The following is a 20,973-nucleotide window of genomic DNA, read 5'->3' as shown; positions in this document are numbered from 1 at the left end:
CCTACACCCAGCCCCCATCCACAATAAAGTTTTGTGCCGAACACATCGCCGACGCATCGGAGGCAAGAAACAGCGCCATGTTGGCGATGTGTTCCGGCAGCACACTGCCTGGCAAACACTGGCTGCGGCTGATCAGTTCCCTGGCCGCATCGTCCACCCACATCGCCAGCTGTTTTTCGGTCATGACCCAGCCGGGCACCAGGGTGTTGACCCGAATACGGCTGGGGCCCAATTCCCGCGCCAACGCTCGGGTCATGCCATGGGCCGCCGCCTTGCTGGCGGCATACACCGGGTAGCCCGCCGACGCCATCATCCAGCCGACCGAGCCGAGGTTGATAATCGCCCCGCCGCCCGCGCTTTTCATCATCGGCACCACCGCCTTGGCAGCAAAAAAAGCGTGCTTGAGGTTGACGGCGATCAGCCTGTCGAACATCTGCGAATCGACCTCTTGCAGCGTATGACGCACGTCATTGGCCGCGTTGTTCACCAACACGGTGATCGGCCCCAGCGTTTGCTCAAAACGGGCTATCGCCGCTTTGTAGGCGATTTCATCAGTGATATCGCAGCACACGAACTCAACGCGATGCCCTTGGTCACTCAACAACGCCGCCAGACGCTCGCCCTGGCTCTGCGCGCGGTCCACAAAGGCCACCTTGGCGCCTTGCGCGGCGAAAGCGCGCACCATGAATTCGCCAATGCCCGAGGCACCTCCGGAAATCAGTACGGTCCTACCCTTCAGGTCGGGATAAACGGCGTGTGCAGTACTCATATAACGCTTGCCTCAATCAATTAGTCTTATTTTATTTTGCGTATCTGGGGTTTAACGCTATAAATTCGCTGTCAACTCGACGAAATATCGCACATTAGTAGAACTATTCCACTGAAAACAACAAAAGGAAGTTCGACCATGAAGCACCCTCGACACCTGCTTTCGGGCCTCGCCCTGTCCATGCTGATTGCCAGCGGTGGCGCCCAGGCCGCCGGGCTTAGCAGTGAACACAAGCCTTTCGGCAAAACCAACGACGGCACTGCCGTCGAGCAATACATCTTGCGCAACAGCCATGGCATGCAAGCCACGGTGATCACTTACGGCGGCGTATTGCAGTCGCTGAAAGTGCCGGATAAAAACGGCAAGGTCGATGACGTCGTACTCGGTTTCGACGACGTGCAGGGCTATCAGAGCGGTACGGCCTTTTTCGGCGCGAGCATCGGCCGCTTCGGCAACCGTCTGGCCGCCGGGGCGTTCGAACTCGATGGCAAGCGTTACCAGGTGCCGCTCAACGATGGGCCCAACTCGCTGCACGGCGGTGCCCAGGGCTTCGACAAGCACGTGTGGCAAGCCGAACCGGTCAAGGGCAAGGATTCGGTCGGCGTGAAGCTGAGCTACCTGTCCAAGGACGGTGAAATGGGCTTCCCCGGCAACCTCAAGACCGAGGTCACCTATAGCCTCAACGATAAAAACGAACTGCACATCGACTACAAGGCCACCACCGACAAACCCACGGTGCTGAACCTCACCAACCACAGCTACTTCAACCTCGCCGGCGCGGGCAATGGCGACATCCTCAAGCAAGTGGCGACCTTGCATGCCAGCCACTACACGCCGGTGAATGCCACGTTGATTCCGACTGGCGAACTGGCACCGGTCAAAGGCACGCCGATGGATTTCCTCACACCCACGCCGATCGGCCAGCGCATCAAGGACGACCATCCGCAGCTCAAGTTCGCCGAGCCCAAACAGGGTGGGTTTGACTTCAACTGGGCGCTGGACACCAAAGGCAATATCAAGCAACTCGCCGCCGAGGTGCACGACCCCGCCTCCGGCCGCCGTTTGCAGCTCTACACCACCGAGCCCGGCGTGCAGTTCTATACCAGCAACTTCCTGGATGGCACGGTGAAGGGCAAGGCCGGCAAGGCGTATGCGCATTGGAGCGCGTTTACCCTGGAAACCCAGCACTTTCCGGATGCACCCAACCAGCCAACATTTGCTTCGACCCGATTGAACCCTGGGCAGACCTACACCCAGAACACCGTGTTCAAGTTTTCCGCCGACTGAACTGTGGGAGCGGGCTTGCTCGCGAAAGCGCTGGTTCAGTGACAGATGCAGTGACTGACACTGCGCTTTCGCGAGCAAGCCCGCTCCCACATTCAGTGATGTTCCGGCGTGACTCAGCAGTGGTTCATCGGTTTGGCCAACCCTCAGTTCCAGAGGCCGATTTTTTCCAGTTCCTGCTTGAAGTTCTCGCGGGTGATCAGCGTCACTTCATCCATGGCGGTGTACTTGGGCGGTTCCTTGCCGGTGGTGACCCAGTCGAACATCATCTTCGCGGTGTTGTAGCCTTCAATGTGCGGGCTGGGCAGCATCGAGCCGAAGAAGCCGCTGTTGGCTTTCTTCAATTCGCCGATGGCGTCGGTGCCATTGATGCCGATGCCGATCACATTGGCCGCGGCAAAGCCTGCGGTTTCGGTGGCGCGTACGCCGCCGAGCACGGTGTTGTCGTTCATGCCGCCGATGATCAGGTTTTTCGCGCCGCCGGGCAGTTTGACCAAGGCCGAGTTGGTGGCGTCCATGCTGCCCGGAACGTCGAGGGTCTTGGCGGCGGTGAACAGGATGTGATCCTTGGGAAGGCCTGCATCTTCCAGGGATTTAACCGAGCCGTCGGTGCGCTTTTTACCGGTGTCGAGTTCGTTGAAGGTGTTGATCACCGCATAGGTGTCCTTCCAGTCCCAACCGCGTTTTTTCGCTTCAGCCGCCATCGCCGCGCCCTGCTTCTGGCCGACTTCAAAAGCGGCCATGCCCAGGTACGGCACGTCCTCCATGAAGTTGCCCTTGGCATCGACAAAGCGATCATCCACGGCAATCACTTTCAGGCCGTTGGCGCGCGCCTTGGCGACGATGGCCGGGCCGAGGGACACGTCCGGCGGGCAGATCACAAAGCCCTTGGCGCCGTTGGCCGCCAGGCTGTCGATGGCGGCCAGGGTTTTCTCGCCATCGGGCACGGCGATCTTGATCACGGTGAAGCCATGTTCCTTGCCGGCTTTTTCGGCAAACGCCCATTCGGTCTGGAACCACGGCTCTTCAGCCTGCTTGACCAGAAAACCGATCTTCACTTCTTCAGCAGCCAGCAGCAGGCCGCTCAGGCCCAGGGCTGACACCGCTACAGCGGCGCAGCACAGGGAACGCAAACCACGACGACGATTCATACGGGTGACTCCTTGTTGTTGTTTTTGAATGTCAGGATTTAACCGGCAAAGCGGTGACAGGGTGTACCGGGTACATCGACCTCGATGGCCAATACCGCGCCATCCAGGGGGTGATCCAATGGGCTGGCGGCGCTGGTGATATAGAGCGTGGTGAGATTGGGCCCACCAAATACGCAACTGGTGGGGCGGCTGACGGGCAGTTCGATGACGCGGTCCACTGCACCGTCGGGCGTCAGGCGCAGCAGGCAACTGCCGTCCCAGCGTGCATTCCAGACATAGCCCTGACTGTCCATTGCCGAGCCGTCCGGCCCACCGCGTGGGTGCGGGCCAAACCAGACCTGCGCCGGGTCGAGCTGGCCGCCCTCCTGGATCACGTGCCGATAAAGCGTGCCGTCCATACTGTCGCCGAAATGCACCTGACTGCCGTCCTCGCTCCACAGCAAGGTGTTGGGAATGCCCAGGCTACGCAGCAGCGGCGTGACCTGCGCATCGGCGTCGACGCGAAACAGGCCACCGGAACGTCGGGTGATCGGCAGGTCTTCGCCCTGCTCGCCAATGTTGTTCTGCATGGTGCCCAGCCACAGGCGACCCTGGGCATCGCAGCGCGCTTCATTGCCCCGGTTACCGGGTTGCGGGTCGGCCACACACAGCAGCGTCAGCGCTTCGGTCACCAGGTCGAGCCGGTAGACGCCGCTGCTCAAGGTCACAAGCGCATCGCCGCTTTCACACGGAATAAACGCCGAGACGTGCTCGGGCAACTGCCAGATCTGCAACTGCCCGTCCATCAGGCGCAACGCCTGTTTGCCGATAATATTGACCCAATACAGCGCCTGGGTCGGCGCATCCCAAAACGGGCCTTCGCCCAACTGTGCACGGTGTGCGGTGACGGCATTAAACGGCATGTGAACTCCTGTTTTTTACAGCGGCTCGCGCGATGGCGTGCCATCGACCAGCCGCTGGATGCGCAACGGGTTGGCGTTTTTCAACGCGTCGGGCAGCAGGCTATCAGGGTAATTCTGGAAGCACACGGGACGCAGAAAGCGGTCGATGGCCAGGGTACCGACCGAAGTGCCGCGCGCGTCCGAGGTGGCCGGATAAGGCCCGCCGTGGACCATCGCGTCGCAGACTTCAACGCCGGTTGGGTAGCCATTGAGCAGGATGCGGCCGACTTTTTGTTCCAGCAGCGGGGTCAGTTCGGTGAACTGCTCAAAGTCGGCCGGCTCGCCAATAATCGTCGCCGTCAGTTGGCCGTGCAGCCCCTGCAAGGCGGCGCCGAGTTGGGCTTGATCAGTCACTTCGACCACCACTGTGGTCGGGCCGAACACCTCTTCCTGCAGCACGTCATCGCCGTCGATCAGCAGGCGGGCGTCGGCCTTGAACAGCTGCGGCTGCGCCTGATTGCCCGCTTGGGCACTGCCCGCCAGGTGCTGGATACCTGGGTGCGCGAGCAGCTTTTCCAGGCCTTTGCCATAGCTGCTCAAGGTGCCGGCGTTGAGCATGGTTTGTGCCGGCTGATCATTGATCAGGCGGGTCACCTGCTGGGTGAATGCGCTGAACTGCGGCGATGCGATGCCGATCACCAGGCCTGGGTTGGTGCAGAACTGACCACAGCCTTGCACCACCGAGGCCGTCAGATCGCGGGCGATGGTGTGCGCCCGCGCCTGCAACGCCTGCGGCAATACGATCACCGGGTTGATGCTCGACATCTCGGCAAACACCGGGATCGGCTGCGGCCGGGCGGCGGCCATGTCGCACAAGGCGCGACCGCCCTTGAGCGAGCCGGTAAAGCCGACCGCCTGGATCGCCGGGTGCTTGACCAGCGCCTCACCGACGCCGCCGCCGAAGATCATATTGAACACGCCCGCCGGCATTTCGGTGGCGTGGGCCGCGCGCAGGATTGCATCGGCGACTTGCTCGGCCGTAGCCATGTGCCCACTGTGGGCCTTGAACACCACCGGGCAACCCGCCGCCAGCGCGGCTGCGGTGTCGCCACCGGCGGTGGAAAATGCCAGGGGAAAGTTGCTCGCGCCAAACACGGCAACCGGGCCGAGGCCAATGCGGTACTGGCGCAGGTCCGGACGCGGCAACGGCTGACGCTCGGGCAACGCTTTGTCGATGCGTGCACCGTAGAAATCGCCACGGCGCAGCACCGTTGCGAACAGGCGCATCTGGCCGCTGGTGCGGCCGCGCTCGCCGTTGATGCGCGCGGCGGGCAGCGCAGTTTCGCGGCAGACCAACGCGATGAACTCATCACCCAGCGCGTCCAGCTCGTCGGCTATTGCGTCAAGAAACTGCGCGCGCCGCGAGGCACTCAACCCGCGGTATGCCGGGTAAGCAGCGGCGGCCGCCGTGGCGGCGGCGTCGACTTCTTCGGGGGTCGCCTGGAAAAAACCCTGCGGCAAGGCTTCGCCGGTGCTGGCATCGACGCTGTGCAGGGTCACGCTGCCGAGGGCGCTGCGCTGGCCGCCGATGTAGTTGTGGCCGAGGAATTGGGTCATGTAGATCTCCTTAAAGGGTGATGACATTGCCGGGCTCGAACACCGCGTCAGCCTTGCCGACCGTGTTGACCAGCGGCGCGCCGAATTCGGCCTGGCTGATCTCGAACACATCGCCCGCTTGGGTACGTATACCGTCGGCAAATGACAAGGTGGCGGTGCCGAAGAAATGCACGTGCACGTCGCCCGGTGTGAGGAATTGACTGTATTTGAAGTGGTGATACTCAAGGTTTTCCAGGCTGTGGCACATATTGGCCTCGCCGCTGAGGAATTCGTTTTGCCAGATCACTTCGCCGTCACGCAGGATGCGGCTGGTGCCCGCCAGGTGCTGCGGCAACTCGCCAACGCGTAACTCAGGGCCATAGCTGCAACTGCGCAACTTGGAATGGGCCAGGTACAGGTAGTTTTTGCGCTCCATCACGTGATCAGAGAATTCGTTGCCCATGGCAAAACCAAGGCGATAGGGTTTGCCGTCGTGGCCGATCACGTAGAGGCCGCCGATTTCCGGTTCTTCACCGGCGTCTTCGGCAAACGGCGGCACCGGGAAAGCCTGGCCCGGGCGCACCACGATGCTGCCGTCGCCTTTGTAGAACCACTCCGGTTGCACACCGACTTGGCCAGACGCGGGCTTGCCGCCCTCCACGCCCCATTTGAAGATGCGCAGGGTGTCGGTCATCGCACTGTCGTCACCGGCCTGCTGGTGCATCTTGTCCCGCGCCGAGGCGCTGCCCAGGTGGGTCAGGCCGGTGCCGCTGATCAACAGGTGAGCCGGGTCCGGGTGGTCGAGCGGCGGCAGGATTTTCAGGTCGGCCAGCAGTGCACCGTAGTCGTAGCTGTCGCCCAGGCCCAACCTGTCGACCTGCTGCGCCAACTTGATGCCCGCCTCGATGGCCGCCAACGCCAGCTCACGCACGCTGCGGGCCGTTTGCACTTCGCGCAGCTGGGTGCCTTCTACGAAGCCGACACGGCGCTCTCCGTTGCGTAACTCAAACTGAACTAAACGCATGAAATTTCTCCTCGATTAAGTACGCGTGGCACCCCGGGCGCTGGCGGCAAATTGCTCGGCGGGCAGCACGTGCTTGCGTTCCAGCACGCGGTACACCACGCCTGTCAGGATTAACCCGAACACCATCACACCCGACAGGAAGTACAAGCCCGAGCCCAGGTTGCCGGTGTACTCCTTGAGCGCGCCGATCACGAACGGGCCGATGTAGCCGCCGAGGTTGCCCACCGAGTTGATCAGCGCAATGCCCGCCGCCGCACTGGCGCCGGCAAAAAAGCGCCCCGGCAAGGTCCAGAACACCGCCGTGCAGGAAAACAGCGCGAACGCCGCCAGGCACAGCGCGGCCATTTGCAGCACCGGCAAGCTCAGCCAGGCACTCAAGAACAGCCCGATGGCGCCCAGCACATACAGCCCCGCGAGATGGCCGTAGCGATCATTCAAACGGTCGGAGCTGCGCGGGATGATCAGCAGGCCGAGGATGCCGAAGATATACGGCACCGCCGAGACGAAACCGGTGACCAGGTCACTGCCGCCGAACTGCTTGATCAGCGTCGGCAGCCACAGGCCGAGCCCATAAATGCTCAGGGTTACGGGCAGGTAGAACAGCGCCAGCAGCAGCACTCGCTTGTCCTTCAGCGCATGCAGCGGGTTGCCGTGGCGGGTCTGGCCGTAGGCTTGCAGGTCTTTATTCAGCTCGCCGGTGAGCCAGGTTTTCTCGGCCTCGCTCATCCACTTGACCTGCTGGGGGCCGTCCGGCAGCCAGCGCAGCACTGGCCAGGTCAGCAACAGCGCCGGCGTGCCGATGACAACGAACAACCACTGCCAGCCATGCAGGCCCAGGATGCCGTCCATGCCCAGCAAGCCGCCGGACACGGGGCCGGTGATCATCATCGCAATGGGTTGGGAGAGGATGAACAGCCCGAGGATCTTGCCGCGATGGCGCACCGGGAACCACTGGGTGATGTAGTACAGCACGCCCGGAAAGAAACCCGCCTCCGCCGCGCCGAGCAAAAAGCGCATCAGGTAGAAACTGTGCGGCCCTTGCACGAAGGCCATGCCGATAGTGATCGCGCCCCAGGTCAGCATGATGCGCGCAAACCAGCGCCGAGCGCCGAAACGGTCGAGCATCAGGTTGCTGGGGATCTCGAACAGGAAGTAGCCAATGAAGAACAGCCCCGCGCCCAGGCCATAGGCGGCGTCGCCAATGCCGACATCGGCGCCCATGTGCAGCTTGGCGAAACCCACTGCCGAGCGATCCACGTAGGCGATCAGGTAGAGCAGGATCAGGAAGGGAATCAGTTTCAGCGTGATGCGCCGAATAAGCCGCAGCTCCTGGCTCATGGGTCGATCTCCGATTGTTGTTTTTATAGAAGCTCGGGGGGCGCCTCTCGCGAAAAACCGCCAGGGTCATGCCTCAGTTAAGTCGGACTATATAGTATGACTATTTGCAAAACAACACTTCCAAAGCCTCGATTTTGCGCTTATGTTTAGCCGTATATAGAACATATAGTCATACAATAAGAGAGGCCACCATGCCTGAGAAAACGCCCACCCTCCGCTCCGCCCAGTGGTTTGGCACCGCCGACAAAAACGGCTTCATGTACCGCAGCTGGATGAAGAACCAGGGCATCGCCGACCATCAGTTCCATGGCAAACCGATCATCGGTATCTGCAACACCTGGTCGGAGCTGACGCCGTGCAACGCGCACTTCCGCCAGATCGCCGAGCATGTCAAACGTGGTGTCATCGAGGCCGGTGGCTTCCCGGTGGAATTCCCGGTGTTTTCCAATGGCGAGTCCAACCTGCGGCCCACCGCCATGCTCACCCGCAACCTGGCGAGCATGGACGTGGAGGAAGCGATTCGCGGCAACCCCATCGACGGCGTGGTGCTGCTGACCGGTTGCGACAAAACCACCCCGGCGCTGCTGATGGGCGCGGCCAGTTGCGACGTGCCGGCCATCGTCGTCACCGGCGGGCCGATGCTCAATGGCAAACACAAAGGCCAGGACATCGGCTCGGGCACAGTGGTGTGGCAGCTCAGCGAACAGGTCAAGGCCGGCACCATCACCCTGGACGATTTCCTCGCGGCCGAAGGCGGCATGTCGCGCTCGGCCGGCACCTGCAACACCATGGGCACGGCCTCCACCATGGCCTGCATGGCCGAGGCACTGGGCACTTCTCTGCCCCACAACGCGGCGATCCCGGCGGTGGATGCGCGCCGGTATGTGCTGGCGCATATGTCCGGCATGCGTGCGGTAGAAATGGTGCGCGAAGACTTGAAGCTGTCGAAGATCCTCACCAAGCAAGCATTTGAAAACGCGATCCGCGTGAATGCCGCCATCGGCGGCTCAACCAACGCGGTGATTCATTTGAAAGCCATCGCCGGGCGCATCGGTGTCGAGCTCGACCTGGATGACTGGACGCGCATGGGCCGCGGCGTGCCGACCATCGTCGACCTGCAACCGTCTGGGCGCTTCCTGATGGAAGAGTTCTATTACGCCGGCGGCCTGCCCGCCGTGCTGCGCCGTCTTGGCGAAGCCAACCTTATCCCCCACCCGGACGCCTTGACCGTCAACGGCAAGTCCCTGGGCGAGAACACCAAGGACTCGCCGATTTACGGCCAGGACGAAGTGATCCGCACCCTCGACAACCCGATCCGCGCCGACGGCGGCATTTGCGTGCTGCGTGGCAACCTGGCGCCGTTGGGCGCCGTGCTCAAACCATCGGCCGCCAGCCCCGAGTTGATGCAGCACCGTGGCCGGGCTGTGGTGTTCGAGGACTTCGACATGTACAAGGCGCGCATCAATGACCCGGAGCTGGACGTGGATGCCGATTCGATCCTGGTCATGAAAAACTGCGGCCCCAAGGGTTACCCGGGCATGGCCGAAGTCGGCAACATGGGCTTGCCCGCCAAGCTGCTGGCCCAGGGCGTGACCGATATGGTGAGGATTTCCGATGCGCGCATGAGCGGCACCGCTTACGGCACGGTGGTATTGCATGTGGCACCGGAAGCCGCCGCCGGTGGCCCGTTGGCCACGGTGAAAGAAGGCGACTGGATCGAACTCGATTGCGCCAATGGCCGTCTGCACCTGGACATCCCCGACGCAGAGCTGGCAGCCCGCATGGCCGACCTGCCGCCACCGCAGAAGCTGATCGTCGGCGGCTACCGTCAGCTGTATATCGACCACGTGTTGCAGGCCGACCAAGGCTGTGACTTTGACTTTCTGGTGGGCTGCCGTGGGGCTGAAGTCCCGCGTCATTCCCACTAATTGGGATGCTATGATGCCGCCTATTTAGCCAGGGCCTCCCGTTCGTTATGGATCACCAGCCGTCCAAGCCGCGCAAGAGCATGCATGCCCAGATCGTCCAGGACTTGGGCATGCACATCGTTTCCGGTCGCTTCAAACCCGAAGAACGCCTGCCCATGGAGGCCACGCTGTGCGAGGAGTACAAGGTCAGCCGTTCGGTGTTGCGCGAGGCGACGCGCGTGCTCAGCGCCAAGGGCCTGGTGTATTCCAAACCTCGGGTGGGCGCGGTGGTGCGCCCGCGCTTGAAATGGCATTTGCTCGACCCTGACGTGTTGTCCTGGCTGATGCAAACCACGCCTCACAGTGAGTTTTTCAACACCCTGGCCGGCGTGCGACGCATCCTCGAACCGGAAATCGCCGCCATGGCCGCGACTACCGCCACCGATGAAGACATCGCCACCATCGAAAAAGCCTACCTGGGCATGGAAACCGCGAAGACCCATGACGACCTGCTGCAGGCCGACCTGGACTTCCACCGCGCGATTGCTGACGCCACCCGCAACGATTTGCTCGCCTACATGTGCAACATGCTGTCGCTGCCGCTGCGCGAGTCGATCAACATCACCAACCGCCGCCCGGACATCCAGGGCCTGAGCCTGCCCCGCCACAAGGCCATTCTCACGGCGATCCAGAACCGTGATGCCCTCGGCGCCCGGCACGCCTCGCTGGTGCAGCTGGATGACACGCGCGTGGCGCTGGACACGGTGATGAACGTGCTGACGCCGCTGTAAATTCATCGTCTACGCTCAGGAGGTCAGTTCGAGGAACCGGCCATGTGCGCACGATGCTCGCAGTACCCCTTCGCGGCGCCCTCCACGCCTCTCGCCCTGCTGCAGCTTGAAAATGACATGTTGCACGCCGACCGCGCTTCTGTCCTCTGGCTGAGAACACGCTTTGTTCTCAGAACCGCAGGCTGCCCGCCAAGCGGCGGTGCACATCGCGTTGTGCTGGAGACTCAACACCCAAATGGGAACGTGACCACTGCCGGCTTAATACGCTGGTTCAAGGGTAGAGGACGGTGCAATGGTCAGGCTTGTCATACTGCTATTGGGGGTTGATTACCTTCGGTCATATTGGCGCACGCTGACAGCCATTGGGGTTGTCGGCACCCTGTGCGGGAGCATCCTATTCATTGATGCACTGGATGACGCACTGTACTTCCCGATAAACCCTTTCGCCTGGTTACTGTTGATCGAGGGCAGTGCGACGTTGGTCGTGGCACACAGCGGGATCGTCGGGCAGCGTAAGCTTCGCTACCTCAAAGGCTTGTCTTTCGTGACGGCTGCATCACTGATCCTGGCAGGCCACCACCACGGCAACTTTATTCTTTCGATGATCTTCGGCACGTTGTTTTTAGCCGACGGCTTACTGCAGATCGTGTCCGCTTACGTTGTCCGCTACCGAACCTTTCGTATCGCAATGTTCGGCGGCGGGGTCGAAATCGCTCTGGCCGTGTTCTTCTTTCAACCCTACCCAACACACTATATCGGCACGGTCCCCTACTGCCTCGGGCTGGGATTGTTTTTTGCAGGTTGGAATATGTTGCTTGTTGCGGGCCGCGCCCGGCGAATGATCTCCAACCCGGCGCTAAACGAGGATGCTGATCGCCCCATGCCTGGGCCAGGTCACACAGAGCAAACCACGTGTGAGCGTCCCACAGGAGAGAATGCCCGGCCCCTTATCGTCCATATTTGGACGCCGCTGGGTGTAGCGAATGCTGAAGTGGTACGCCGCCCATCGCTTTACGCCGTCAGTGGAAAAATGAAAAAACATCAGCCGAGTCCGGTCGAAAATCAACGCCGGATGATCTCGAAAAACCTATGTGATTTTTTCTCCGCCGCCCCAGGCTGCGTATCACGTCTGACTGACCCTGATTCGCTGAGCCGTTTCGATAAAAAACCCGGACAATGTCCGGGTTTTTTTACCCTAGAGTTTTATCAACTGCCCAACTCGCCACGGGTGTCGGCGTCGAAGCGCTGACGGGCCTGATCAGCCGCCGGTTTGAGCAAAGCGAGCAGCGCCGCCTCACTGTACAACTGAGTGACCGCCAGTTCCTTGGGGGTCGGCTCAATCGGGATCAGCACCTCTTCGCCGTCGGCGTGCAGCCAGATGGCCACAACGTGCAGTGCCGAGATGAACAACACGCGCAGTTCCACGGTTTTACCCTGCAATTGCGGCGACTGTTCCGCCAGTTTCAGCGCATCCACCGTCGCCGCTGCCAACGTCCCGTGGTTGAGCGAAGCGAACTCGACATGCCCACGTACGTCGGCCAATTGCGCGTCGGCAATCGTCGCCCCGTCGGCAAATACCAGGTAATGCCAATCGCCGACTTCAGCGTCTTTGAGGCCCTTACCAAGACTCAGGTCCTCCAGGCTGAGCGAGTAGCCACGATAGCCTTCGCTCAGCCTGATTTGGCCTGGCACGGCGGCTGCGAATTGTCGATTGACGCCGAAGCCCTGAGTTTGCAGCGCGGCTTGCAGCGCCGGACGCAGTACCTGTACGCCGTTGGAAGGCGCCTTTGGATAAGTCAGTTGCATGATGCAGCCCTCCTCAGTTCTTTACGGTGAAGTAAGTGTTGGTCCAATTGCCGCCGCCGTTGTAAGAACCGGGGAACGAGTTCAATGCGCGAGTCGAATAGCCGTAGATCGAATCTGCGATCAACAGGTAGTTGCCGTTGGTGCCATAGATCACCAGAAAGTGCGCACCGCCACCGTACCAGGCGCAACGCAAACCGATGGGGCGGCCCATGTTGAGCTGGTTCTGGATGGCCGACATCTGCAGCGAGCCTTGATTCATGCCGTTGTAACTGCGCGTGATTCGCAGGGCGGAATCCAGATAGCCGTAGACGTTGCACGGGCCGGGCTGGTTGCAGCAGTTGCGGTCCAGCGCGTTACTGGCGACACCGCACTGGGTCCAGGACCCGGTGCCGTAGTAGTTGCCGACCGACGCGGAAACCGCCGCCCAGCACCAGTTGGTCTGGGTTTGTTTCTGCATGCTGAAATTCAGGCTGGCGCCAGCCATTGCTTTAGTCTGATGCGCCGCTTCGACCAGTTGCGGGTCGAGCAGATGGCCGATCAGGCAGTTGGGCTGTGTGTCGCCGGTGAATCGGGTTGTTTCAGGGGTTAACATTTTTCAATCCTCCATGAATGAAAACACGCATCCAGCGTGTAAAGGTACAGCGGTGTTGCTGAGCTATCGACGTTCCGAGATGCCCGGATTAGAGGGCGCGTTCCGATCTGGCTCGACCTAACCCTAGGCGTTAATATGCATTAACGCAAACACATAAATGCACAATTGCATAATCATTGAAAAAGATGGCAGACGATGAGGATCACCGTGTTCGTTTCCTCCACCTGCCTTTCGCCGATTGATAACAAAACGCCCCAAACAAGTCGGGGCGTTTTGCATTGGCCTTCATCAGGGCTTCGTCACAGCGTCATGTTGCCCTTCACAAGAATGATTGAAAGCACCTGGGGGGTTAGGTTTTCAGCGCTCGGCCGCAGGCGGGTTTAGAGAATAAGTTCATGGCTGCAGTTGAACCGGGTCCGCCACACTGTGGCTGTCCTCAGACTTGATTAGAACGTTGCTGTCCTCGTCAATTTGATAGGGAACATCAGCTTCCACGCCGTCGCTGCCCGTCTTGACGACCACGTTGGTGTAGCGCTTACCGTCCCAGCAGCGGAAAACCAGTGTCGAGTTCTCCCCGCCTGAAAGCGTCGAGCCCAGACTCCCTATGAGCCTGCTGTCAGCGCCTGCGGTCAATACGCAGTTCTTGCCAGCCGTCAGCTTGCTACGGTCCCCGGCCATCAGCACACAATCGTCGCCGGCAGTGAGTTTGCTCCGGTCGCCAGCCGTCAGGTAACTGTTGCTACCGGCCAAAAGCTTGCTGCGATCGCCGGCTGTCTGGGTGCTGTCTGCACCGGCAGTCAGCTTGCTGCGGTCGCCCGCCATCTGGATACTTTTAGCGCCGGCGATCAACGTGCTGCGACAACCCGCAGTTTGCGAACTGTTTTTGCCGGCAATCAACATACTTTTGTGCCCTGCAATCTGGGTGCTCTCATGGCCCGCAATCAGCGAACTCTTATGGCTCGCAATCTGGTTGCTGCCGTATCCCGCCGTCAGGCTGCTGCGCATGCCTGAGGTAAGACTGCTGCCGTAGCCCGCCGTCAGTACACTGTGCAGTCCACTGATGAGTGTGCTGCCGTAGCCCGCGGTCAAAAAGCTGCGCGTGCCACTGGTCAAGCTGCTGCCATAACCGGCAATCAGCGAGCTGTCCTGCCCGGCAGTACCGGTGCTGCCATAGCCTGCGGTGAGCGTGCTGTCGCGCTCCGCCATCTGGGTACTGCCATAACCGGCCGTTAATGTGCTTTCACAACCGGCAGTCTGCGAACTGCCGTAGCCGGCCATTAACGAACTGCCAAATCCGGCGGTTTGCGTGCTGCCATAGCCGGCAGTCAGCGTACTGCTGTCCAGGGCGGTCAGCGTACTGCCATACCCCGCAGTCATGACACTGTCGTAACCCGCAGTCTGGGTGCTGCCATAACCCGTCGTCAGGCTGCTGTTGTAGCCGGCGGTTTGAGTGCTGCCGTAACCGGCGACCAGCGTACTGTTGTAGCCCGCCGTTGAAGTGCTCCCATAACCGGTAGTCAGCGAGCTTTCTTCCTGGGCGGTCTGGGTACTGCCGTAGCCTGCGGTCAGGGTACTTTTGTAGCCGGCGGTTTGCGTACTGCCATAGCCGGCAATCAGTCTGCTTTCATAGCCCGCTGTTGATGTACTGCCGTAGCCGGCAGTTAACCAACTTTGCTCTTGAGCCGTCTGGCAACTGCCGTAGCCGGCTGTCAGGGTCGACTCATAACCTGCGGTCTGGGTGCTGCCGTAACCCGCAACCAACGAACTTTGATAACCCGCCGTGGAGGTACTGCCATAACCCGTGATGAGCGAGCTATTGTCCTGGGCCGTCTGTGTACTGCCATAGCCGGCCGTCAGGGTGCTCTCATAGCCCGAGGTTTGCGTACTGCCGTAGCCGGCGATTAATGAACTGTTGAATCCGGCAGTTGAGGTACTGCCGTATCCTGCAGTAAGCGAACTGTCCTCCTGCGCTGTTTGGGTGCTGCCGTAGCCTGCAGTGAGTGTACTTTCGTGTCCTGCGGTCTGAGTACTGCCGTAGCCTGCGATCAGCGAGCTGTCAGCGCCCGCGGTGCTCGTACTGCCATAACCTGCGGTGAGTGAACTGCCTTCTTGTGCTGTCTGCGTGCTGCCGTATCCGGCAGTCAGAATGCTTGCGTAACCGGCTGTCTGGGTACTGCCGTAACCGGCGATCAACGAACTGTCGTAACCACCGGTTTCAGTACTGCCGTAGCCGGCGATGAGATCACTGCTTTCCTGGGCGGTCTGAGTGCTGCCGTAACCCGAAGTCAGAATGCTTTTGTAACCGGCCGTCTGGGTGCTGCCATAACCGGCAATCAACGCACTCGCGTGACCGGCAGTCTGCGAACTGCCGTAACCGGCAGTCACCATACTGCCAGGTCCGGTGGTGGCCGTGCTGCCGTAACCGGCAGTCAGATCACTGCCTTCCTGAGCCGTCTGAGTACTGCCGTAACCAGCAGTCAGGGAGCTTTCGCCGCCCGCAGTTTGGGTGCTGCCATAACCCGCGATCAGCGAACTGTCGGAGCCCGCAGTGCTCGTGCTGCCGTAGCCGGCAGTGAGGTCACTGCCCAATTGAGCTGTTTGCGTACTGCCATAACCGGCCGTCAGGGTGCTGTCTCCCCGGCAGTCTGCGTGCTGCCATAGCCGGCAATCAGTGAGCTGTCGGAACCCGCAGTGCTGGTACTGCCGTAACCGGCGGTAAGGTCACTGCCCACTTGAGCCGTTTGGGTACTGCCGTAACCGGCCGTCAGAGAGCTGTCTGTGCCGGCAGTTTGCGTGCTGCCATAGCCGGCAATCAGTGAGCTGTCGGAGCCCGCAGTGCTTGTACTGCCGTAACCGGCGGTCAGATCACTGCCTAAGCGGGCTGTTTGGGTGCTGCCATACCCTGCGGTTAGAGAGCTTTCACCGCCGGCAGTTTGCGTGCTCCCGTAGCCAGCGATCAGCAAACTGTCGGAGACGGCGGTGCTCGTACTGCCATAACCGGCGGTGAGATCACTGCCTTCTTGAGCCGTTTGGGTACTGCCGTAACCGGCGGTCAACGAGCTTTCGCCGCCTGCCGTTTGCGTGCTGCCATACCCGGCAATGAGCGAACTGTCGGAGCCGGCAGTGCCGGTGCTGCCGTAGCCGGCGGTGAGATCACTGCCCACCTTGGCTGTTTGTGTACTGCCGTACCCCGCCATCAGGGAGCTTTCATCGCCCGCGGTTTGTGTACTGCCGTAGCCGGCAATGATCGAGCTATCAGAACCCGACGTTCCGGTACTGCCATAGCCTGCAATCAATGTGCTGCTGTCTCCGGCAGTTTCAGTGCTTCCGTAGCCTGCAATGAGTTGGCTCTGATTAGCGCCAGTGAGCGTACTGCCATAAACGGCCGTTTCCAGCGTTTGCGTAGAACGCACCGTAGTACGGCGAGTGACCACATCGGCAGGAGCCTTGGTCACAACCGGCAGGGCGGGAAGAACAGCCTTCGTCCCTGATTGCGCATCAGGAATAACCAAGGCCTCAATCAAATTTGTCGTGGAGGCTTCATACTTGCAAGCATTGTCCTGAATAAAGTCCAGTGCACTGCTTCGCGTACCGACATGAACAACTTCAGCACGAGAAAATTTCACGCCTTCATCCTCTTCGAGGAAAATCAGGTCACTCACTGCCACTTCACACACTACCCATCTCGCGTCTGCCTGCGGGCTCAACTGCGCACTCGCGCCCTGCCCCCACAACACGCCAGTCAACCCATTTTCAAGCTTTAGGGTGGGTTCCCAAAACTTGCATTCGACCCGTCCTGAAACAGGCCAGATCAGACCACAGTGGTCGGCCATATTATTAGCGCATGTTCGCAGCACCAGAACTTTTTCGGCTTTCATTTTGAAACACCTTTACAACTACTTCTGTAAAATCCTTTGGAGGCAAACTTCCATAACAAACACATCAACAAAATCAAGGCGGCCGATAACGCGAGCACTGACCAATTGAATTGACTGCGCCCTGCTGAAAACCAAATGCCTTAATCTTGAATAATCAGGAAAACACCGGCGGTATAAAACCACTGGCAAACAACTCGACAGCACAGCCAGGCGACTATCAACGGCCCACCCTGTGTCTATTTTTTACTGCCCGACATAACCCTTTACCCGCAGGCAGTCGTTGATCAGTTCAACTTGTTTTTGCGCAATAACAATCCCGTCACCCACGGCATTGCCCATGCCGGACGTTTTGTCGTCAGCCGAAGGCGAGGAGTGATAGCTTGCCGTCGCCGCTTTGGCCTCGTACTGACAACGGGCTTTGTCTTGCGCAACATCCGTGGTTTGCCCGTCTATTCTCTTCCAATTGCGGACAGAGGTTGTGCACGCGCACAACGTCAACGCGTGCAAAATCATAAACACACATCTCATGCTTAACTCCTGGGGTTAAACAGTACTTCCCCTGCGCCACCTTTAAACTGTGGGCGAAGATAGGGTCGGGCACTGCACCGGAAAATTACCTTGTGTCGCCCTGAAGTCATCATTGAATGCATTGAAATAAAAGTGAAGTAAAACGAAGTATATTTCAGTACCCATAAGAAATACTTAATCAGGAATTCGACAATGAAGCTCGATGCGAGGCACATGCAGGCGTTTCTGGCCGTCATCGAAGGTGGCAGCTTCGAAAAGGCAGCCGAATACCTGAAAGTGACTCCGTCAGCCGTCTCACAGCGGATACATGCACTGGAAGCGCGTCTGGGTAGCTCCGTGGTGGTACGGGGGCGGCCGTGCGAGCCGACTCAGATTGGGAGGAAGTTGATGACTTATCTGCGTCGCGCGACAGTGCTGGAGGAAGAATTGCTCAACGATATAGCAGGAACCGGCGAGGACTATGTACGGTTGGTAATAGGCGTGAACGGCGACACCTTGAACACATGGTTTTTCCCGGCATTGGCAGAGACGTTTGTCAGCGAAAAGATTCTCCTAGAGCTCGTGGTCGATGATCAGGATCATACGTATGCCCTGCTGGAGAGTGGGCAAGTCATTGGATGCATAGGCACGCGTCCAGTGCCGATGCGTGGCTGCTTTGCAGAACCGCTAGGGTCGGTTCGCTACCAATTGGTGGCATCGACGGCCTTTCAGGCGCGATGGTTTCCGTCCGGGCTGACACGCGACGCCGCACGCAGGGCACCGGTGCTTGCCTACTCTCGCAAAGACACATTGCAGTCAGAATTTTTACAGTCGCGTTTGGGCCTGCATGCAGATGCCTTTCCGAGCCACTACCTGTCGCTGCCCGAAGCGCGCTTTCGGGCGATACGTCATGGCCTCGGCTACGGCATGGTTCCGCAGATGAAAGCCAGTACCTTGCTTAAAAGTGGAGATCTCGTGGATCTGGTCCCTGGGCATTTCACCGACGTTGCGTTGTATTGGCACGCCTGGGCCTTGCAATCTCCACGCATGGAAGCGCTCTCCAAGCATGCAGTAGCTGCCGCCAGGCGCATCTTGAATTTCAAGAGGCAAGAGACATTCGTGGTTGGCACGTCGATCAGATAACACCCTCGCCGTTTCAACCCACACTCATGCAATGGGCAGATAAACGCCTCACTTTCAGGCTCCCATTTATCCAAATCGCCGGATTTGCAGGGTAAACATCAACGGCGTCTGTGCTGTGGACCACTTACGCCGACCGCCCCGGCCTATAAATCAGCGTGTGAAACCTGATAACCCGTAACTTAAACGATTCAGGCCCAAGGCGAACCTTTCTCCGCAAACGGGCGTCCGAGCTTAAGCACTGTTGCTTATCGCCCGCTTCGAGGTTCACGTTTGAAAGCCGCCATCATCAAAAAATACCGCTTGGTCATCAAGACCATGGGCTATGTGGGCTGGTCCCTGTTCTGGCTATTGTTGTGGGATGTCGCCGTCACGGTGGATTTCATGCTGTTTCTGACCACCAAGATCAATCTGCCGCTGATGCCGCTGACATTGCTGGGTTCGGCCCTGGTGGTGCTGATCAGTTTTCGCAACAGCAGCGCCTATAACCGCTGGTGGGAAGCCCGCACGCTGTGGGGCGCGATGGTGAATAACTCGCGCAGCTTTGCACGCCAGGTACTGACCCTGCTCGACGACCCTGAAGGCGAGGTGAACCCAGCCAAGGCCACGCTGTTGCGCCGCCATGTGGCGTATGTGAATTGCCTGGCGGCGCACCTCAGGGGCAATCCATGCCCGGACGAGGTGCGTGCATTTATCCCGGCTGAAGAGTTCGCGCGCAAGGGCGCCACCAATAACTTTGCCAATGACATCCTCACCGGCTCTGCAGCGTTATTGGCGCGTGAATACAAGACTGGGCACCTGGACAGCATTCGCCTGGCTCGGCTGGAGTCCACCCTGGTGGACCTGTCCAACGCCCAGGGCGGTATGGAACGCATCGCCAATACGCCGCTGCCCTACCCTTACGTGTATTTCCCGCGGCTGTTTATCTCGCTGTTCTGCCTGATCGTGCCGGTGGGCCTGGTGGAATCCCTGGGCTGGTTCACGCCGCTGGCGTCGACGGTGGTGGGCTTTATGCTGCTGGCGATCGAACGCATCGGCACCGACCTGCAAAGCCCGTTTCACTCCAGCGAACACCAGATCCAGATGGAAACCCTCTGCGAGACCATCGAGAAAAACCTGCAATCGATGCAGCGTGATGCGTTGGGCGGTGACCGTTTGCTGCACGCGTAGAACCTATCATTTCTACCAGTGCACCTGACGCGCGGTTTTGGTTAGCCTGTACCGCATCAATTCCAAGGAGGTACACAGCATGCAGGTTCGCGAAGGTTATGCCGATTTCCGTGGCTATCGGACGTGGTTCCGGGTCACTGGCGATTTGAGTTCAGGGCGCCTGCCCTTGATCATTGCCCACGGCGGCCCGGGCTGCACCCATGACTACGTCGACAGTTTCAAAGACCTGGCCGCCACTGGCCGCGCGGTGGTGCACTACGATCAGGTCGGCAACGGCCGCTCGACCCACTTACCCGGCGCCTCCGTCGATTTCTGGAGCGTGGAGCTGTTCCTGGCAGAGTTGGACAATCTGGTCGAGCACCTTGAGATCAGTGACTACGCGCTGCTGGGCCAATCCTGGGGCGGCATGCTCGGCGCCGAGCACGCGGTGCGCCAGCCTGCCGGCTTGAAAGCGTTGATTATTGCCAACTCGCCGGCCTCGATGGATTTGTGGTGCGACGCAGCAAATGAGCTGCGCCAGGCGCTGCCGCCCGAGGTGCAGGCCACGTTGCTGCGCCATGAAGCCGCCGGCACCACCGACACCGCTGAATACCTCGCCGCGGCGGAGGTGTTTTACGCGCGCCATGTGTGCCGTACCCTGCCGGTGCCCGCCGAAGTTGAGCGCACCAATGCCGCCATCGAAGAAGACCCCACCGTTTACCACGCGATGAATGGCCCCACTGAGTTCCATGTGATCGGCAGCATGCGCAACTGGACGATCATTGATCGGCTGCCGCAGATCCAGGTGCCGACGCTGTTGATCTCCGGGCGCTTCGACGAAGCCACACCGGCCACGGTGCAGCCGTTTGCCGACGGCATCAGCGACGTGCGCTGGCAGATTTTCGAGCAGTCCAGCCATATGCCGCATGTTGAAGAGCGTGACGCGTGCATGACGTGTGTAGCCGAGTTTCTTGCCTCCCTTGAGTGAAAACACAACGCTCTGTGATGGGCAGGCTTTAACTGGCCAGCATCCTTGAAGTGGCCAGCAGGCTTGCCCTGCGTTGGGCGGCGAAGCGGCCCCAATAAAAACACCGCGGTCTGCCAGCCAGAACGCGGTGTTTGTTTTCAGGACTGCTTTGCCGTCCAACGCAGGGCAAGCC

16 protein-coding genes and 1 pseudogene are annotated in these 20,973 nt (G+C 60.0%); 7 read left to right on the top strand and 10 right to left on the bottom strand.

Going from position 1 to position 20,973, the window contains the following annotated elements; all coding sequences use genetic code 11:
- Position 1: 1 nt before the first annotated feature.
- Complete coding sequence (locus AC19YS_RS28020; RefSeq protein WP_200623694.1) at positions 2–769, bottom strand: SDR family NAD(P)-dependent oxidoreductase; 768 nt, start codon at positions 767–769, stop codon at positions 2–4.
- A 138-nt stretch (positions 770–907) separates the two neighbouring features.
- On the opposite strand from AC19YS_RS28020, the gene AC19YS_RS28015 reads away from it, so the two are divergent.
- On the top strand, positions 908–2,056 hold the full coding sequence (locus AC19YS_RS28015) for an aldose epimerase family protein (protein ID WP_500603135.1): 1,149 nt from the start codon (positions 908–910) through the stop codon (positions 2,054–2,056).
- 143 nt (positions 2,057–2,199) lie between these two features.
- Here AC19YS_RS28015 and AC19YS_RS28010 read toward each other — a convergent pair whose 3' ends face one another.
- Genes AC19YS_RS28010 through AC19YS_RS27990 form a run of 5 tightly spaced genes read right to left on the bottom strand, consistent with a single transcriptional unit; the run spans position 2,200 to position 8,043 of the window.
- Positions 2,200–3,204 (bottom strand): substrate-binding domain-containing protein, encoded by a 1,005-nt coding sequence (locus AC19YS_RS28010; protein WP_500603134.1) that lies wholly within the window; start codon positions 3,202–3,204, stop codon positions 2,200–2,202.
- 38 nt (positions 3,205–3,242) lie between these two features.
- The gene (locus AC19YS_RS28005; RefSeq protein WP_500603132.1) at positions 3,243–4,106 is read right to left on the bottom strand and encodes an SMP-30/gluconolactonase/LRE family protein; all 864 of its coding nucleotides are present in this window, start codon (positions 4,104–4,106) and stop codon (positions 3,243–3,245) included.
- Between the two features lie 15 nt (positions 4,107–4,121).
- Positions 4,122–5,702, bottom strand: coding sequence for an aldehyde dehydrogenase (NADP(+)) (locus AC19YS_RS28000; RefSeq protein ID WP_500603131.1), 1,581 nt, complete (start codon positions 5,700–5,702; stop codon positions 4,122–4,124).
- Between the two features lie 10 nt (positions 5,703–5,712).
- Positions 5,713–6,705, bottom strand: coding sequence for an AraD1 family protein (gene araD1, locus AC19YS_RS27995; protein WP_500603130.1), 993 nt, complete (start codon positions 6,703–6,705; stop codon positions 5,713–5,715).
- 15 nt (positions 6,706–6,720) lie between these two features.
- Positions 6,721–8,043, bottom strand: coding sequence for an MFS transporter (locus AC19YS_RS27990; RefSeq protein WP_500603129.1), 1,323 nt, complete (start codon positions 8,041–8,043; stop codon positions 6,721–6,723).
- A 191-nt stretch (positions 8,044–8,234) separates the two neighbouring features.
- Between AC19YS_RS27990 and AC19YS_RS27985 the strand changes: the two genes are divergently transcribed.
- The 3 genes from AC19YS_RS27985 (at position 8,235) to AC19YS_RS27975 (ending at position 11,990) form a co-directional block, all read left to right on the top strand.
- Complete coding sequence (locus AC19YS_RS27985) at positions 8,235–9,971, top strand: IlvD/Edd family dehydratase (protein WP_500603128.1); 1,737 nt, start codon at positions 8,235–8,237, stop codon at positions 9,969–9,971.
- A gap of 47 nt (positions 9,972–10,018) precedes the next feature.
- A complete protein-coding gene (locus AC19YS_RS27980) occupies positions 10,019–10,741 on the top strand; it encodes a FadR/GntR family transcriptional regulator (RefSeq protein WP_106579793.1) in 723 nt (240 codons plus the stop codon).
- 292 nt (positions 10,742–11,033) lie between these two features.
- Positions 11,034–11,990: an HdeD family acid-resistance protein gene (locus AC19YS_RS27975; protein ID WP_500603126.1), complete on the top strand. Its 957-nt coding sequence runs from the start codon at positions 11,034–11,036 to the stop codon at positions 11,988–11,990.
- On the opposite strand, the gene AC19YS_RS27970 is transcribed toward AC19YS_RS27975, so the two are convergent.
- The 4 genes and pseudogenes from AC19YS_RS27970 to AC19YS_RS27955 all read right to left on the bottom strand — a co-directional run bounded on the left by AC19YS_RS27970 (position 11,948) and on the right by AC19YS_RS27955 (position 17,530).
- Positions 11,948–12,547 carry a hypothetical protein gene (locus AC19YS_RS27970; RefSeq protein WP_500603125.1) on the bottom strand — a complete coding sequence of 200 codons (600 nt, stop codon included), beginning with the start codon at positions 12,545–12,547 and terminating at the stop codon, positions 11,948–11,950. The two genes, AC19YS_RS27975 and AC19YS_RS27970, sit on opposite strands and share 43 nt — an antisense overlap.
- A gap of 13 nt (positions 12,548–12,560) precedes the next feature.
- Positions 12,561–13,139 (bottom strand): papain-like cysteine protease family protein, encoded by a 579-nt coding sequence (locus AC19YS_RS27965; RefSeq protein ID WP_119736146.1) that lies wholly within the window; start codon positions 13,137–13,139, stop codon positions 12,561–12,563.
- Positions 13,140–13,532: 393 nt separating this feature from the next.
- A pseudogene (locus AC19YS_RS27960) lies at positions 13,533–16,594 on the bottom strand (Ice nucleation protein).
- A gap of 666 nt (positions 16,595–17,260) precedes the next feature.
- Complete coding sequence (locus tag AC19YS_RS27955) at positions 17,261–17,530, bottom strand: hypothetical protein (RefSeq protein ID WP_500603124.1); 270 nt, start codon at positions 17,528–17,530, stop codon at positions 17,261–17,263.
- Between the two features lie 207 nt (positions 17,531–17,737).
- Between AC19YS_RS27955 and argP the strand changes: the two genes are divergently transcribed.
- From argP to AC19YS_RS27940, 3 genes are all read left to right on the top strand, one after another.
- On the top strand, positions 17,738–18,667 hold the full coding sequence (gene argP / locus AC19YS_RS27950) for an HTH-type transcriptional regulator ArgP (RefSeq protein WP_500603123.1): 930 nt from the start codon (positions 17,738–17,740) through the stop codon (positions 18,665–18,667).
- Between the two features lie 270 nt (positions 18,668–18,937).
- Positions 18,938–19,834, top strand: coding sequence for a bestrophin family protein (locus AC19YS_RS27945; RefSeq protein WP_106579800.1), 897 nt, complete (start codon positions 18,938–18,940; stop codon positions 19,832–19,834).
- A 79-nt stretch (positions 19,835–19,913) separates the two neighbouring features.
- Positions 19,914–20,801, top strand: a complete 888-nt coding sequence (locus AC19YS_RS27940) for a proline iminopeptidase-family hydrolase (protein ID WP_500603122.1) — start codon at positions 19,914–19,916, stop codon at positions 20,799–20,801.
- Positions 20,802–20,973 lie beyond the last annotated feature (172 nt).

The sequence above is a fragment of the Pseudomonas sp. MF08831 genome (genome assembly GCF_059862645.1).
Note: the sequence above shows the minus strand (reverse complement) of the source record. Positions and strands in the feature narration are given on the sequence as shown.

What these genes read in the sequence shown, in the direction of transcription:
- AC19YS_RS28020 (WP_200623694.1), bottom strand. Translation starts at nt 769, where the DNA reads ATGAGTACTGCACACGCCGTTTATCCCGACCTGAAGGGTAGGACCGTA.
- AC19YS_RS28015 (WP_500603135.1), top strand. Translation starts at nt 908, where the DNA reads ATGAAGCACCCTCGACACCTGCTTTCGGGCCTCGCCCTGTCCATGCTG.
- AC19YS_RS28010 (WP_500603134.1), bottom strand. Translation starts at nt 3,204, where the DNA reads ATGAATCGTCGTCGTGGTTTGCGTTCCCTGTGCTGCGCCGCTGTAGCG.
- AC19YS_RS28005 (WP_500603132.1), bottom strand. Translation starts at nt 4,106, where the DNA reads ATGCCGTTTAATGCCGTCACCGCACACCGTGCACAGTTGGGCGAAGGC.
- AC19YS_RS28000 (WP_500603131.1), bottom strand. Translation starts at nt 5,702, where the DNA reads ATGACCCAATTCCTCGGCCACAACTACATCGGCGGCCAGCGCAGCGCC.
- araD1 (WP_500603130.1), bottom strand. Translation starts at nt 6,705, where the DNA reads ATGCGTTTAGTTCAGTTTGAGTTACGCAACGGAGAGCGCCGTGTCGGC.
- AC19YS_RS27990 (WP_500603129.1), bottom strand. Translation starts at nt 8,043, where the DNA reads ATGAGCCAGGAGCTGCGGCTTATTCGGCGCATCACGCTGAAACTGATT.
- AC19YS_RS27985 (WP_500603128.1), top strand. Translation starts at nt 8,235, where the DNA reads ATGCCTGAGAAAACGCCCACCCTCCGCTCCGCCCAGTGGTTTGGCACC.
- AC19YS_RS27980 (WP_106579793.1), top strand. Translation starts at nt 10,019, where the DNA reads ATGGATCACCAGCCGTCCAAGCCGCGCAAGAGCATGCATGCCCAGATC.
- AC19YS_RS27975 (WP_500603126.1), top strand. Translation starts at nt 11,034, where the DNA reads ATGGTCAGGCTTGTCATACTGCTATTGGGGGTTGATTACCTTCGGTCA.
- AC19YS_RS27970 (WP_500603125.1), bottom strand. Translation starts at nt 12,547, where the DNA reads ATGCAACTGACTTATCCAAAGGCGCCTTCCAACGGCGTACAGGTACTG.
- AC19YS_RS27965 (WP_119736146.1), bottom strand. Translation starts at nt 13,139, where the DNA reads ATGTTAACCCCTGAAACAACCCGATTCACCGGCGACACACAGCCCAAC.
- AC19YS_RS27955 (WP_500603124.1), bottom strand. Translation starts at nt 17,530, where the DNA reads ATGATTTTGCACGCGTTGACGTTGTGCGCGTGCACAACCTCTGTCCGC.
- argP (WP_500603123.1), top strand. Translation starts at nt 17,738, where the DNA reads ATGAAGCTCGATGCGAGGCACATGCAGGCGTTTCTGGCCGTCATCGAA.
- AC19YS_RS27940 (WP_500603122.1), top strand. Translation starts at nt 19,914, where the DNA reads ATGCAGGTTCGCGAAGGTTATGCCGATTTCCGTGGCTATCGGACGTGG.